Genomic DNA, 13,456 nt, shown 5'->3' with positions numbered 1-13,456 from the left:
CCGGGACACTCCTCGGCGTCGTCGTCATCATCGCAGCGCGCTTCATGTCATCGACGCTAGCAGCGACCTGGGCACTCGCACAACGTCCTTTCGCCCGAGGGGGCTTTCGGCGGTCGCCGCTCGCGCAGCGGCCCTCGGGCTCAGCCGACGGCTGCGCCGAAGCCGACGAACAGACAGATCAGCACGGACAGCAGCGCCAGCAGCGGCCAGATGAACCGCAGGTACTGGTCGTAGCGGACCTTGGCCAGCGAGACGCCCCCGATGGTGACGGCCGTGGTCGGCACCCAGAGGTTCATCCAGCCGCTCGCCGACTGCCATGCGGTGACGACCACGGCCCGTGAGACCCCGGCGAAGTCGGCGAGCGGTGCGAGGATCGGCATGGCCAGCGTGGCATGACCCGAGGTGGACGGGATCAGGAAGGCCAGCGGCAGGTTCACCACGAAGACGATGATCCCGAACAGGGCGGAGGGAGAGCCCGCGACCACGCCCTCGATGGAGTGCAGCACGGTGTCGGTCACCCTGGCGTTGTTCATGATCACGGTGACCCCGCGGGCCAGCACGATGACCAGCGCGGGCGCGATGAAGTCGGCCGCGCCCTGCACGATGGTGGAGCTGAGCCGCTGTTCGCCCAGCCGGCCGACCAGCCCGACCAGGACGGCCGCCACCAGGAAGAGCGCCGCCAGCTCGGCGAAGGACCAGTCCAGCTCCCAGGCGTAGGCGGCCGCGTCGGCCTTCCCGCTGAGCGCGCTGGACCAGGGCACCACCGAGAAGATCATGAACGCGAAGACCAGGACGACCAGGGCCAGCACCGCCCGGTGCAGCCGGGTCAGCTCCGGAGCCGCGCCCGCCTCGCCGGTGACGTGCTCCCGGTCGCCCGGCAGGAAGCCGACGAGGGAACGGTCCGGGTCCCGCTGCACCCGCCGGCCGTAGCCGATCACGTACCCGACCGTGACGGCCGTGAGCACGATCCACATCGCGAACCGGAGCGCGATGCCGTCGCCGAGCGAGATGTCGGCGGCGGAGGAGGCGACGCCGGTGGCGAACGGGTTGACGGTCGAGCAGAGCACGCCGATGCCCGCGCCGAGGATGATCGTGCCGGTCGCCACCATCCGGTCGTAGCCGAGCGCCAGCATCAGCGGCACGATCAGGCCGTAGAAGCCGAGCGTCTCCTCGGCGAAGCCCTCCACCGTGCCGAGCACGGAGAAGACCACCATGATCCCGGCGATCAGCAGCGCGCCCCGATTGCGCAGGGCGTGCGCCAGGCGCTCGATGCCCCGGTCGAGTGCGCCGGTGGCGAAGACCACCGTGATGAAGGCGCCGATGGCGAGGACGAAGAGGAAGACGCCCGCGCTGCCGTAGAGGGCCCCGGCGAGCGTCGGGCCGACCTGGCCGGTCTTCAGGTCCCTGATGCCGTAGAGACCGTTGACGGGGGAGAGGAACAGGTCCTTCAGGCGGCCGGTGAAGCTCAGCCCCGAGGACACCCGGTGGTACGTCCCCCGGATCGGGGCGCCGTTCGGGGTGCGGTCGTACTGTCCGGGCGGGATCAGGAAGGCCAGCGCCCAGACCGCGACGGTGACCAGTGCCAGTACGGTGATCGCACTCGGAAAGGTGAACCGGTGCTTCGTCGGCGGCTGCCCCTGGCCCGGAGGTCCCATCGCCCGCTCCTCGCTCTCGCTCGCTCCCCGGTCGCGGGGCTGCTCTCACAGCACCATGCGCAGCGCGGCGGCCGCGGCGCTGCCGCTGCTGGGCCGTACGGGCGGAGCGGTGACCGGGGCCGGACCACGGCGGAGGGGCCAGCTGCAGGCGAAGGGGCCGGGCGCGGGCCCGACCCCTTCGCCGTGCCGGCCGCCGTTCGTCAGCCGAGTTTGGCCTTGAGGAAGCCCGCCCCGTTGTAGGAGCCCCAGCCGGTCACCTTGTCGTAGCCCTTGGCCGCCTTGTAGGCGCCGTTGGAGCCGCTGGTCACGTCGTGGAAGGCGGCACCGTAGTTGGCCGAGGAGGCCAGCGAGTAGATGGTGCTGTTCGCGAAGCCGAAGGCGGGCTTCGACTTGGCCGCGGCCTCGCTGTTGTAGACGGCGGTGAACGCGGCCCAGTTGGGTGCCGCCGCGCTGGTACCGCCGTAGGTGTACCAGGCGCCCGCGGTGTAGACGGCCCAGCCGGTGGCGGGGTCGGCGACCGCCGCGACGTCCGGCACCGCGCGCTTGGCGCCGGTGTTCACCTTCGTCTGGTAGCTCGGGGTGGCGAAGACCGACGACACGCCGCCGCCGCTGCCGCTCCAGGTGGTCTCCTTGCTCCAGCCGCCCGACGAGCTGGTGGACAGCGTGGTGCCGCCGGTCCCGGTGACGTACGGGTCGGCCGCCGGGAAGTCCACCGAGGTGCCGCCGTTGCCGGCGTCGTCGGAGCCGCTGTCGCCCGAGGCGGCGTAGACCGACTGGCCCTGGGCGGCGGCCTCCTTGAAGTCGGCGTCGACCGCGACCCGGTTGGACGCGGTCTCGCCCGACTCGTAGATACCCCAACTGATCGAGATGACGGGCACCTTGTCGCTGACCAGCTTGCTGTAGAGGGCGACCTCCCCGGCATCGCTGTTCGGCGCCTCGTAGACCTTCACGTTGGCGCCGGGCGCCAGCGCGTGGATCACCTCGATGTCCAGCTCGACCTCGCCCTGGCCCGACAGGTCGGTGGTGCCGCCACCGGCGTTGACGACCGTCGGAGTGGGCGGGGTGAGGCCGTAGTACTTGTCGTACGCCGCGATGTTCGACTGCTGGAACGCGGAGAACTCCGCCACCGCGACGCTCTGCCCCTTGCCGGTGTAACCGGCGCTGAGGGCGGAGTTGAGGTTGTACGCGGTCCGGGCCTTGGTCGGGCTCAGGCCGGACGGGGCGCGGGTGGCGACCTCGGGCGACAGCTTGCCGGTGCTGAAGTGCCGGTACTTCGCGTAGTCGTTGAGCCCGGAGACGTCGGTCACCGCGGCGGCGATCTCGGCGGGCAGCACCGGCGCCGTGGTGTTGGCGTAGAAGTCGCGGTCGGTCGTGCTGTCGTGGAAGGTCGAAAGTCTGGTGCCGAAGGCCTGCTGAACCTGGGCGGCGGTGCCGCTGGCCTCAAGGGTGAGGTGGTTGGCCGTCACCGCGCCGACCTTCAGGCCCTGGGCCTTCAGGTACGCGGTCACCTTGGCCACCGTCGCCTCGGTCGCGCCGAACCGCTGGGCGAACTGATCAACCGTCAGGTAGTGCTGGTAGCCGGGCGACTTCGGGTCGGTCACCTGGGCCAGGAAGGTCTCCAGGCCCGCCGTGTCCCGCTGGCTGAGGCTGACGGCGACGGTTATCGCCCGGTCCGCCGCGACCTCTCCGGTCCGGGTCGAGTGGCTCACGGCCGGAACGACGTTCCCGTTCAGGGCGACCGGCTGTGCTGCGGCCGATGCCGCGAAGGCCGGCGCGGCGGCGAGCGCGATGATCGGCAGCGGTGCGGCGAGCAGTCCGATGAGGGGCTTGAGGCGGGACTTCACTGAGGTCCTCCTGAGGCGACGGGGACGCCGGACCGCCCTCGCCGGGACGGCGGGGACGGTGCTGCGCAGTGGATGACCTCAACGGTAGGAGTGCGGAAGCTCCATCAAAAGGGGTACGACCCTTGCCAGTTCTGTGATCTGCCGGTGCCCCTGGTTGTCCGGTCCGGCCTCTGGCGGAGCGGGGGGGAGGGGTCGCGCTACGGGCGGAGCTTGTCGAGCGCTGCTCTGACCACGCCGTCGGCGGAGTGCAGCGCGGCGCGGGCGGCCGCCGGGGTGGTACCGGTGAGCAGCAGGACCAGCGCGGGCTTCAACTCGCCCTCGGTGGACCGCAGGGCGGCACGGCAGGTGTCCGGGTCCGCACCGGTGGCCTGGGTCAGGATGGTCAGCTTCCGGCCGACCAGCTTGGCGTTGGTCGCGGCGACCTCCGTCATCAGGTTCGACCAGGTCCGGCCCAGCCGGACCATGACTGCGGTGGAGAAGCCGTGCAGTACCAGCTTCTGCGCGCTGCCCGCCTTCATCCGGGTCGAGCCGGTCACCACCTCGGGCCCGGTGTCGGTGCAGACGTGCAGGTCGGCCAGGTCGGCGAGCGGTGCCTGCGGATTGCAGCTCACCAGCACGGCCTTCGCCCCGACCTCCCGCGCGGCCGCCAGCGCGCCCGCCACGTACGGGGTCCGGCCGCTCGCCGCGAGCCCGAGGACGACGTCGCCCGGCCTCAGCCCGGCCACCGCCTCCCGCCCGGCGGGTTCACTGTCCTCCGCGCCCTCGACCGCCTGTGCCAACGCGGCTGGGCCGCCGGCGAGATGAGCGGTGATGCGGCCGGGTTCCAGCCCGTAGGTGGGTGCGAGCTCGGCGGCGTCCAGGACGGCGTAGCGCCCCGAGGAGCCGGCACCCACGTAGTGCACCCGCCCGCCGCCGCGCAGGGCCGCCACCGCCGCGTCCACCGCCTCGGCCAGGACCGGCAGGGCGCGCGCGACGGCGGCGGGCACCTCGGCGTCGGCCGCGTTGACGGCGCGCAGCAGGTCCAGCGTGGGCAGCAGGTCGATGTCGGTGGTGGCCGGATTGCGGCGCTCGGTGGGCGGCAGGGCGGTCACGGGGCCTCCGTAGCTGGGCGGCGGTCGAGTGGGTCGCACGATACTGCCCCGACCCGGTCGTACCCAGGGGCCGCGGGGATCGGTGGGAACAACTCTCCGTGGCGGTGGGCGCGGTGGGTTCCCGGCGTCTACTGGGCAATCGGCGCTCCAAGGCTTCATCCTGGGGCGGTCCGCGGCGCCGAGCACCCCTGACGCGCCGTCGGACGCCCGACCGAACGGACGCACCGACGAGAGGCGGAGGACAACCATGTCGACAGTCGAACGGGCAGCGGAGCTCCAGGGCGAACTGGCCGAACTGCGCCGGGCACTGCACCGCGACCCCGAGCTCGGACTGCACCTCCCGAGAACCCAGGAGAAGGTGCTGGCCGCCTTGGACGGGCTGCCGCTGGAGATCGGCACCGGACGCTCGCTCAGCTCCGTCACGGCCGTGCTGCGCGGTACCGGCGGCCCCGGCGGAGCGGTGCTGCTGCGCGGCGACATGGACGCGCTGCCGGTCCAGGAGCGCACCGGTGCCGAGTTCGCCTCCCGGACCGAGGGAGTGATGCACGCCTGCGGCCACGACCTGCACACCGCCGGCCTGGTGGGCGCGGCCAGGCTGCTCTGCGACCGGCGCGAGCGGCTGGGCGGCGACGTGGTCTTCATGTTCCAGCCGGGGGAGGAGGGGTTCAACGGCGCGGGCGCGATGATCGACGAGGGCGTACTGGACGCCGCGGGCAAGCCGCTCGACGCCGCGTACGCGCTCCATGTGACCGCCGGCCAGCTCCCCGGCGGGCTGGTGACCGGCCGTCCGGGCCCGATGATGAGCGCCAGCGACGAGCTCCGGGTGACCGTCAGCGGCCAGGGCGGCCACGGCTCGGCCCCGCACCGGGCCAAGGACCCGGTGCCCGCCGTCTGCGAGATGGTCACCGCCCTGCAGACCTTCGTGACCCGCACCTTCGACGTCTTCGACCCGGTGGTCGTCTCGGTCGGCCGGCTGAGCGCGGGGACGCAGAGCAACATCATCCCCGAGACCGCGGCCTTCGAGGCCACCGTCCGCAGCTTCTCGGCCCGGAACCGGGACCTGCTCCGCACCGGACTCCCGGCCCTGGTCAAGGGGATCGCCCAGGCCCACGGGCTGGACGTCGAGGCGGAGTACGCGGAGATGTACCCGGTGACGGTCAACACCCCCGACGAGACCGGCTTCGCCCTGGACACCGCCCGGGAACTCTTCGGCCCCGAGCAGGCCGTGGTCACCCCCAACCCGGTCAGCGGCTCGGAGGACTTCTCGCTCGTCCTGGAGCGGGTCCCCGGGGCCATGCTCTTCCTCGGCGCCACGCCCCCGGACCGCGACCCGAGCACGGCGCCGATGAACCACGCACCGTCCGCGGCCTTCGACGACACCGTTCTCTCCCGCCAGGCCGCCCTGCTGGCCGACCTGGCCACCCGCCGCCTCGCGGCCACCGCAGGCTGACCGGACTGCCAGGTGCCGTGCCGTCGGGGCGCGGCGCGGGGCCGTCAGAGTGCGGTGACGAGCCGGAAGCGTTCCAGGACCGCCACGGTGGAGTCGTCCACGGTGAACCCGGGATCGTCCAGCGCCGCCCGGTAGTCCGCGCTGTGCCAGTACTCCTCGTGGTCCGCCCGCCACTGCGCGACCGTGGTGTGGCCCTCGCCCTCGTCCACCGCGTGCGCCAGGTCGACCTCGGCCAGCGGGACCACGCGCACCTCCGTCACCTCGATCACGGCCACCGGACGGTCTGCGGAGTCGACCACGGCGGAGCGGGTGCCCGGCAGCGGCAGGGGCTCGTCCTCGAACTCGTACTCGACCAGCAGGCCGGTGGTGGAGGTCTTCGAGCCGTCCAGGATCGCCGCGACGAGGCGGTCGCGGAGCGGCCCCGGGAAGGCGAAGTACGCCCTGGGCAGCGCGAGGTGGTCCGGTGGCGGGGTGTGGTCGGTCGTCATGCGGGTCACGGTAGCCGCGCGGGAGGTGCCGGTCCGAACGGTTTTCCGCACGGCCGTCGGCTCGGGCCGCCCGCTCGGGGAGACCCGTCGACGGCACTGTCCGGCGGAGCTTCTCGGCGTGACTCCTCGTCGGCCGACTCGTTGGGGAGGGCATGAAGAAGCGCAGCATGCTCGCCGTCGCGTCCCTCGCCGTCGGGGTGGTCGCCTCACTGACCGCTCCCGGCGCCCACGCGGCCCCGGCCGACGCCGGCACCTCCGGCGTTCGCGGTACCGGCGTCACCGCTCCGGACAGCGTTCCGCTTCCGGAGCCGATCGCGGACAGCGAGGCCGCAGATGGCGTCGGGCGCTGACCAGCAAGGCGGCACCGCAATGGACTTGACGTACAGTCGGGCCGTACGGATGTCGATGACGGCGAGGAGAGAGACGATGACGGCACTCACGGTCGGCTTCGTCGGACTCGGTTCGATGGGGCGTGGCATGGCCGCCAACCTGGTCCGGGCGGGCTTCTCCGTGCAGGTGTGGAACCGCTCGCCCGGGCCGGTGAAGGCACTGGTCGAGCAGGGGGCGCTGGCCGCCGCCGACCTGACCGAGGCCTTCGACAACGACATCGTCGTGTCGATGCTCGCGGACGACAAGGCGGTCGAGTCGAATCTGCACGATCCGGCGCTGCTCGCGAACGCCCGGGCGTGGCTGCACATCAACATGGCCACCGTCTCGCTCCCGCTGGCCCGCCGCGCCACCGAACTGCACGCCGAGCACCGGATCGGCTACCTCGCCGCCCCCGTCCTGGGCCGGGCCGAGGTGGCCGAGGCCGGTCGGCTCAACATCCTGGCGGCGGGCCCCGAGGCACTGCTGGACCGGGCCGAGCCCCTGTTCGCCGCGCTGGGGCAGCGCACCTGGCGCCTCGGCAGCGAGCCGTACCAGGCCAACGCCGCCAAGATCAGCACCAACTTCCTGCTCGCCTGCGCCATCGAGTCCATGGCCGAGGCGACCAGCCTCGCCGAGGCCAACGGCGTCAAGGCGACCGACCTGGTCGAGCTGCTCACCAACACCGTCTTCCCCGGCCCGGTCTACTCCGGCTACGGCGCGATGGTCGCCGAACGGCGGTACGAGCCCGTCGGGTTCCGGCTCGTCCTCGGCCTCAAGGACGTCAACCTCGCCCTGGAGGCGGGCGCCGAGCAGCACGTACCGCTGCCCTTCGGCGGAGTCCTGCGCGACGCCTTCCTGGACGCCGTCGCCCACGGCGACGCGGACCGCGACTGGGCGGCGGTCGCCGAGGTGGCCCGTCGCCGGGCCGGCCTGGACTGACCCGCCCGTGCCGGCCGGGGCCGGATGTCCGGTGCGGCGCCGCGAGTCGGGCGAGCGGGGGCGCCGAGGCCCTGGTAGGACTGGCAGGCAGGACAGCGCAACGAGCGGGGCTGCGGCAGTCTTGAGCGGCCACCCGGGAGTAATCGGAGGCCGATACGGTGAACGGCTTTGCGTCACGGCGAACCATTCTGACGGCCGCGCTCGCCACAGCGGCCGATACCGTCGCCGCACCGGCCCACGGCTCACCCGCACCTCCACCCGACGGGGCGGTGCCTGCCGGTCCCGCGCTGCGCCCTGCGCCGGCCGATCCGAACGCCCGGGTGGAGTACCACGCGTGGACCACCGCCGCCGACTGGAGCCTGGGGGACCACCAGGGGACCGGGATGGCGGGCGGCAAAAAACTCCCGGGGGTGGCCATCGCGATCCCGGTCGGCACCATCGACTACCTCGACCCGCACAGCGGCCGGAGCACCACCTGGGAGTTCGCCAGCTGGACCTCCCCGGTGCGGGAGGCGGCGACTCCCGCCACCGAGCTGGTCGTCTCCTGGAACGCGCACACTCCCGTCGGCACCTGGCTCGCCGTCGAACTGCGCGGCACCTACAGCGACGGCGGATCGACGCCCTGGTACGTCATGGGCCGTTGGGCCGCGTCCGACCAGGACATCCTCCGTACCTCCGTGGGCGGCCAGCGGGACGGCAGGAGCAGTATCGCCACCGACACCTTCGCCATCGACGCTCCGGAGAGCGCTCTGCGCCTGGCCTCGTACACGCTCCGGCTGACCCTGTACCGCAAGCCCGGCTCGGAACTCACCCCCACCGTCCGGCGCCTGGGCGCGGTGGGCTCGGACCTCCCGGGCCGCTTCGAGGTGCCCGCCTCCGTACCCCTCTCCGGACCCTTGTCCGGCCGGGGCCGCGAGCTGGCCGTCCCCCGGTACTCGCAGGAGATCCACCGGGGGCAGTACCCGGAGTACGACAACGGGGGAGAGGCCTGGTGCAGCCCCACCTCCTCCCAGATGGTCATCGAGTACTGGGGCCGCAGGCCCACCGCCGTGGACCTGGCCTGGGTCGACACCTCCTACGCGGACCGCCAGGTCTGCCACGCCGCCCGGTCCACCTACGACCACCAGTACCGGGGCTGCGGCAACTGGCCCTTCAACGCCGCCTACGCCGCGACCTACCAGGACCTGCAGGCCGTCATCACCCGCCTCGGCTCCCTCACCGACGTCGAGCGGCTGATCGGCGCGGGTATCCCGGTCATCACCTCCCAGTCCTTCCTCAGGACCGAACTGGACGGCGCGGGCTACGGCACCGACGGCCACCTGATGGCCGTCATCGGCTTCACCGACGACGGCGACGTCATTGCCAACGACCCCGCCTCGGCCGGCGACGACCAGGTCAGGCGGGTCTACCGGCGGCGCCAGTTCGAGAACATCTGGCTGCGCACCAGGCGCTACGACGCAAACGGGCAGGTCAGAGCCGGTTCGGGCGGCGTGTGTTACGTCTACTGGCCCGTCAACTCAGCACCAAGTCAGCACCAGGCACTGCGGGAGGTCGGGATCAGCTGACGAGGTGTCGGCCCACCGCCGTCTCGACGACCCGGCGGCAGCAGTCGCCGCCGTCTCGGGTCAGGTGGCCGTACCGGTCCACGGTGACCGTGATGGACCTGTGCCCCATCCAGCGGGAGACCTCGTGAATGGGAACACCGTTGCTCAAGGCCACGGTGGCCCATTTGTGGCGCAGGTCGTGAGGTGTGAAGTTCTTCAGGCCACGTCGCTGAGTGGCGCGGCCCCAGGATTTCCGGACGAGCTCCGGGTAGGGCATCCCTCCGGCCTCATTTGTGATCGGAAGGCGCTCACGAGTGATTCGACGAATCGAGGCACCGGGACGTTGCGCCACTCTCCTTCCTTTCGATGCTTGAGAGGGGCGTAGGGCGCCATGTATTTCCCTGTTCCGCCTTTGATGCGGACAACTTGTCGCCTGAGGCGAAGTGTGCCGCCGTGGATATCTTCGGGGAAGATTCCCAGGGATTCGCCTATGCGCAGCCCGCAGCAAGCCATGAGCCAGATCGACGGCTCCAGGCGTGGGCCGATTCCGCGAGCCAGTGCGGCTATCTCTTCGTATTCGGGAAGGCTCCTCTCGTCCACACGGATAACAGGACTGTGCGGCCTTTCAGCCTGCTGGACCGGGCTTTTGATGGTGCGCTTGTGTCGAACGGCATGGGAGAACAGGCCGGACACGGCGATGTGTCGTGTCTCGATGGTGTTGGGTGCCGCTCCAGCCCTGCGCCACCGGGCGTAGAGCTCTTCGATGTCGGCCGTGGTGACCTGCGACAGGCTCTTGCGGCCCAGGTACGGGATCACGTGCAGGCGCATGATGCGCTCGCAGGACTCCGTGGTGCCAGCGGACATGCTCTTCGCGTTCAGCCACTCGGCAGCGTAACGGTGCAACGGCACCTTGCCGGCGGTCGGGTCGACGTAGACGTTCTCACGCTTGTCGTTCTCGACTTTGATGGCGAAGTCCGTTGCGTCCTTCTTCCGATCGAAGGACTTCTCTCGCTGCCGAGCGGTGCGGCCGCCGGGCTCCCGGTAGCGCACGGTCCAGCGCTTGCCACTGAAGCCAGGCCCGTGATCGGTGATCGTAGCCAAGTTCCACCTTTCTGTTCGTGCGTCGACACGTCACAGTCGTCGCCGAAGTGCAGTAGTGGTTGATGTTATGGATTTTGACGGCCGCACCAAATCGGTCGCCGAGCTCCGGGTTGGTGGACGTTGCAGGGAGGAACTCGCGTGCAGAGTCGGTGTCCGAATTGCGGCGCGAGGGGCAACCTGGAGCGAAAGGGAGATTGGGGTTCAATGGGATGATGGTCAGCTAGGATGTGCGGTCCAGTGCCCGCTCCGGCAGGGGCACACGACGATACTGGCTGCCGCGCTGCCGCTGGCCGGGCGGCTGGCGATCGAGCGGGCGCTGCTTACCTGCGAGGATACGAACACCACGTCGCCACGCGTGATCAAGAGCGATGGCCGGTGGTACATCGACCGATTGGGAAGCAAGCGAAGGTACCGGGGGGCGACTGCATGCTGACCGTACGAATGAACGACCGCGCGGCGGGGCTGTTGCGCCCGCCATTCGGGGTGGACTTGGCGCCAGAGCTGAGGCAGTTGGCCCGACGCGGAATCGTCCAACGAGCAGGCGCGGTGAGGTCATGTCCCCCTTCGTGCAACACCGTTGCGTTTGGCCGTCTGACTTCTTGTCAAGTTGATGAACGAGAGGACGGGACCCCTGGTAGATCCCTGTGGTGTCGAGCCCAGAGATCGTTCGCACCGGAGGTCCCGTTGGCACGGAATACTGCCACGCTGCCACCCATGGCTCCAGGCCATGATGTCTATGCACCTGGCCACTTGGGAGAGTTGACACAGGTCATCGATCCACAGCTGGTCGACGCGATCCTCGAGGAGACCGGTGCCCGCGAACGTCGCCTGCGGCTCCTGCCTGCGCGTGTCGTGGTGTACTACGTGCTCGCCCTGGCTGTCTTCGAGCGCTCGTCCTACCAGGCGGTCTGGAACAAGCTCATCGCCGGACTGAATGGGATCGCGGTGGCACGGCCTGCTTCCTCTTCCCTGTCGCGGGCCCGGTGCCGCCTGGGCAGCGCCCCGCTGCGCCGCCTATTCGAGGTCCTCGCCGGCCCAGTGGCTACGAGGGCACAGACCGGGACCTTCTACCAGGGGCTGCGGGTGGTCGCGGTGGACGGCACCACCCTGTGCGTCCCGGACGAGGAGGCGGTGACCTGGCGATACCCCAAGCACGCCGGGGAGATCCTCGAGTTCGGCTACCCCCTCCTACGCCTGGTGGCCCTGGTCGAGTGCGGCACCCGCGCACTCCTCGGCGCGGCCTTCGGCCCGGACGCGACCGGTGAACTCGGCTATGCACGACAGCTGTTGGACCGGCTGGACGCGTCGATGGTGCTGCTGGCCGACGCCTACTACGACGCCGTGGACTTCCTGGAGGCGGTCACGGGCACCGGCGCCTCCTTCCTGCTGCGCTCGACCCGTAAGCGGCGGCCCTCAGTGCGCCATCCGCTCCCGGACGGCTCCTACCTGACCAGCATCTGCGCCGGGAAGTACCGGGCCGGGCGCGGCTACGGCCGCCTCGAGGTGCGAATGATCGAGGCATGGATGACCGTCACCCTGGCCGACGGCACCCGCCGCACCGAGTTGTGCCGGCTGATGACCAGCCTCTTGGACGCCGAGCGCCACCCCGCCCACGAGCTGATCGAGCTCTACCACCGAAGGTGGCAGGTGGAGACCTGCTACTTCTCGCTGAAGTCGACCATCCTCGATGGGCGGGTTCTCCGCTCGCGGACGGTGCCCGGTCTCGACCAGGAGGTCTACGCACTGCTGACGGTCTACCAGGCACTGGTCCGCGTCGCGGGCGACCTCACGGTCACACAGCCCAACCTGCCCGCAGAACGGATCAGCCTGACCGTGCTGCTGAGCACCGCAGGCGACCAGATCGTGGCCGCCTGCGGCGTCCGCCCCACAGACCCCGTGCTCCTGGTCGGTGCGATCGGCCGCGCGGCCCTGGCCAGCCTCCTACCAGCAGGACGGCGCTGGAGGCTGAAGGCGCGGGTACGCAAGCGCAGCAGCAAGTACCAGTTCAACTCCGGCAAGCACCCGCGGACGTCCCAGGCGTACACCATCGACATCCAGATGATCAAAGACGAGAGCATTGACAACCCCAACAGGACTTAAACGCAACGGTGTTGCCCCTTCGTGGTGTAGCCGATCAATCGGTGGGCTCGGTGGTGGTGTTGGGTAGCGCGGGGGCGCTTTCGGAGAGCTCGGTGGGGTAGATCCGGTCCATGCTGCCCTCGGGCAGGTAGCGGCGGGGGAAGGCGATCCATTCGTCGTGCAGCTCGAAGAGCACGGCGGTGACCAGCCGCAGGAGCGCGTCGTCGTTCGGGAAGACCTGAACGACGTCGGTGCGGCGCTTGACCTCGCGGTTGATCCGCTCCAGAGGGTTCGTTGATTGGATCTTCTTCCAATGTCGTTCCGGGAAGACCGCGAAGGCGGTCAGGTCGTCTTCGCCTCCAGCAGCATCGCCTTGACCTTCGGGAACTGGGTGCCGAGCATGTCGGCGACGGTGTCGAGCTGGGTGCGGACCGCATCGGCGGTGGGCTGGGCGAAGATCGTGCGGATCGTCGCGGCGACCATCTCCGCGGCCTCTTTGTTGATCACGCCGAAGACGTTGCGCAGGAAGTGAACGCGACAGCGCTGGTAGGCGGCCCCGAGCATGACCTTCCGGATGGCCTTGACCAGGCCCAAGTGGTGGTCACCGATTACGAGCCGAGCCCCGGCAAGGCCGCGTTCGCGCAAGGAGCGCAGGAACTGGGTCCAGAACACTTCGGTCTCGCTGTCGCCGACCATCACCCCCAGGACCTCGCGGCCGCCGTCCTCGGTGATCCCGGTGGCGATGACCACGGCTCGGGAGACGATCTGGTGCTCGACCCTGGCCTTGCAGTAGGTCGCGTCGAGGTAGATGTACGGGAAGCGGACGTGGTCCAGGGGGCGGCTGCGGAACGCGGTCAGTTGGCCATCCAGGTCCTGGCAGATCCGGGAGACCTCGC

The 13,456-nt window shown here is 70.5% G+C and carries 10 protein-coding genes and 2 pseudogenes; 5 read left to right on the top strand and 7 right to left on the bottom strand.

Translation table 11 applies throughout. The annotated features are described in order from the left end of the window. Window positions 1-140: 140 nt before the first annotated feature. The 3 genes from UK12_RS04020 to UK12_RS04010 all read right to left on the bottom strand — a co-directional run bounded on the left by UK12_RS04020 (window position 141) and on the right by UK12_RS04010 (window position 4,590). Window positions 141-1,655, bottom strand: coding sequence for a YfcC family protein (locus UK12_RS04020; protein ID WP_045299564.1), 1,515 nt, complete (start codon window positions 1,653-1,655; stop codon window positions 141-143). 200 nt (window positions 1,656-1,855) lie between these two features. Next, entirely contained in the window at window positions 1,856-3,499 is a 1,644-nt protein-coding gene (locus UK12_RS44290; protein WP_045299563.1) for a S53 family peptidase, read from the bottom strand. A 197-nt stretch (window positions 3,500-3,696) separates the two neighbouring features. Further along, entirely contained in the window at window positions 3,697-4,590 is an 894-nt protein-coding gene (locus tag UK12_RS04010; RefSeq protein ID WP_231591030.1) for an N-acetylmuramic acid 6-phosphate etherase, read from the bottom strand. A gap of 247 nt (window positions 4,591-4,837) precedes the next feature. On the opposite strand from UK12_RS04010, the gene UK12_RS04005 reads away from it, so the two are divergent. Beyond that, the gene (locus UK12_RS04005) at window positions 4,838-6,040 is read left to right on the top strand and encodes a M20 metallopeptidase family protein (RefSeq protein WP_045299559.1); all 1,203 of its coding nucleotides are present in this window, start codon (window positions 4,838-4,840) and stop codon (window positions 6,038-6,040) included. 44 nt (window positions 6,041-6,084) lie between these two features. Here the strand turns inward: UK12_RS04005 and UK12_RS04000 are convergent, their stop codons facing one another. Beyond that, window positions 6,085-6,528, bottom strand: a complete 444-nt coding sequence (locus UK12_RS04000) for an ASCH domain-containing protein (protein WP_045299556.1) — start codon at window positions 6,526-6,528, stop codon at window positions 6,085-6,087. A 152-nt stretch (window positions 6,529-6,680) separates the two neighbouring features. Here UK12_RS04000 and UK12_RS03995 point away from each other — a divergent pair, with 152 nt between their 5' ends. The 3 genes from UK12_RS03995 to UK12_RS03985 all read left to right on the top strand — a co-directional run bounded on the left by UK12_RS03995 (window position 6,681) and on the right by UK12_RS03985 (window position 9,401). Beyond that, window positions 6,681-6,878: a hypothetical protein gene (locus UK12_RS03995; RefSeq protein WP_045299554.1), complete on the top strand. Its 198-nt coding sequence runs from the start codon at window positions 6,681-6,683 to the stop codon at window positions 6,876-6,878. A gap of 76 nt (window positions 6,879-6,954) precedes the next feature. Beyond that, entirely contained in the window at window positions 6,955-7,836 is an 882-nt protein-coding gene (locus UK12_RS03990) for an NAD(P)-dependent oxidoreductase (protein WP_045299552.1), read from the top strand. Window positions 7,837-8,156: 320 nt separating this feature from the next. After that, window positions 8,157-9,401: a C39 family peptidase gene (locus UK12_RS03985; protein WP_231591029.1), complete on the top strand. Its 1,245-nt coding sequence runs from the start codon at window positions 8,157-8,159 to the stop codon at window positions 9,399-9,401. 118 nt (window positions 9,402-9,519) lie between these two features. Here the strand turns inward: UK12_RS03985 and UK12_RS44920 are convergent. Together UK12_RS44920 and UK12_RS39355 are read right to left on the bottom strand one after the other, a co-directional pair. Next, a pseudogene (locus UK12_RS44920) lies at window positions 9,520-9,657 on the bottom strand (tyrosine-type recombinase/integrase); the annotation flags it as partial. After that, entirely contained in the window at window positions 9,597-10,481 is an 885-nt protein-coding gene (locus UK12_RS39355) for a tyrosine-type recombinase/integrase (protein WP_156178519.1), read from the bottom strand. The gene UK12_RS39355 and the pseudogene UK12_RS44920, both read right to left, overlap by 61 nt. Window positions 10,482-10,706: 225 nt before the next feature. On the opposite strand from UK12_RS39355, the gene UK12_RS03975 reads away from it, so the two are divergent. Continuing rightward, a complete protein-coding gene (locus UK12_RS03975) occupies window positions 10,707-12,581 on the top strand; it encodes an IS4 family transposase (protein WP_082119278.1) in 1,875 nt (624 codons plus the stop codon). Between the two features lie 34 nt (window positions 12,582-12,615). Here UK12_RS03975 and UK12_RS03970 read toward each other — a convergent pair. Beyond that, a pseudogene (locus UK12_RS03970) lies at window positions 12,616-13,456 on the bottom strand (IS256 family transposase); the annotation flags it as partial.

Source organism: Saccharothrix sp. ST-888, from assembly GCF_000955975.1.
In the GTDB taxonomy this organism is placed as follows: Bacteria; Actinomycetota; Actinomycetes; order Streptomycetales; family Streptomycetaceae; genus Kitasatospora.
This window is presented reverse-complemented; position numbering and strand designations above follow the sequence as displayed.

Coding starts and splice junctions, on each gene's coding strand:
- UK12_RS04020 (WP_045299564.1), bottom strand. CDS start 1,655: ATGGGACCTCCGGGCCAGGGGCAGCCGCCGACGAAGCACCGGTTCACC.
- UK12_RS04005 (WP_045299559.1), top strand. CDS start 4,838: ATGTCGACAGTCGAACGGGCAGCGGAGCTCCAGGGCGAACTGGCCGAA.
- UK12_RS04000 (WP_045299556.1), bottom strand. CDS start 6,528: ATGACGACCGACCACACCCCGCCACCGGACCACCTCGCGCTGCCCAGG.
- UK12_RS03995 (WP_045299554.1), top strand. CDS start 6,681: ATGAAGAAGCGCAGCATGCTCGCCGTCGCGTCCCTCGCCGTCGGGGTG.
- UK12_RS03990 (WP_045299552.1), top strand. CDS start 6,955: ATGACGGCACTCACGGTCGGCTTCGTCGGACTCGGTTCGATGGGGCGT.
- UK12_RS03975 (WP_082119278.1), top strand. CDS start 10,707: ATGTGCGGTCCAGTGCCCGCTCCGGCAGGGGCACACGACGATACTGGC.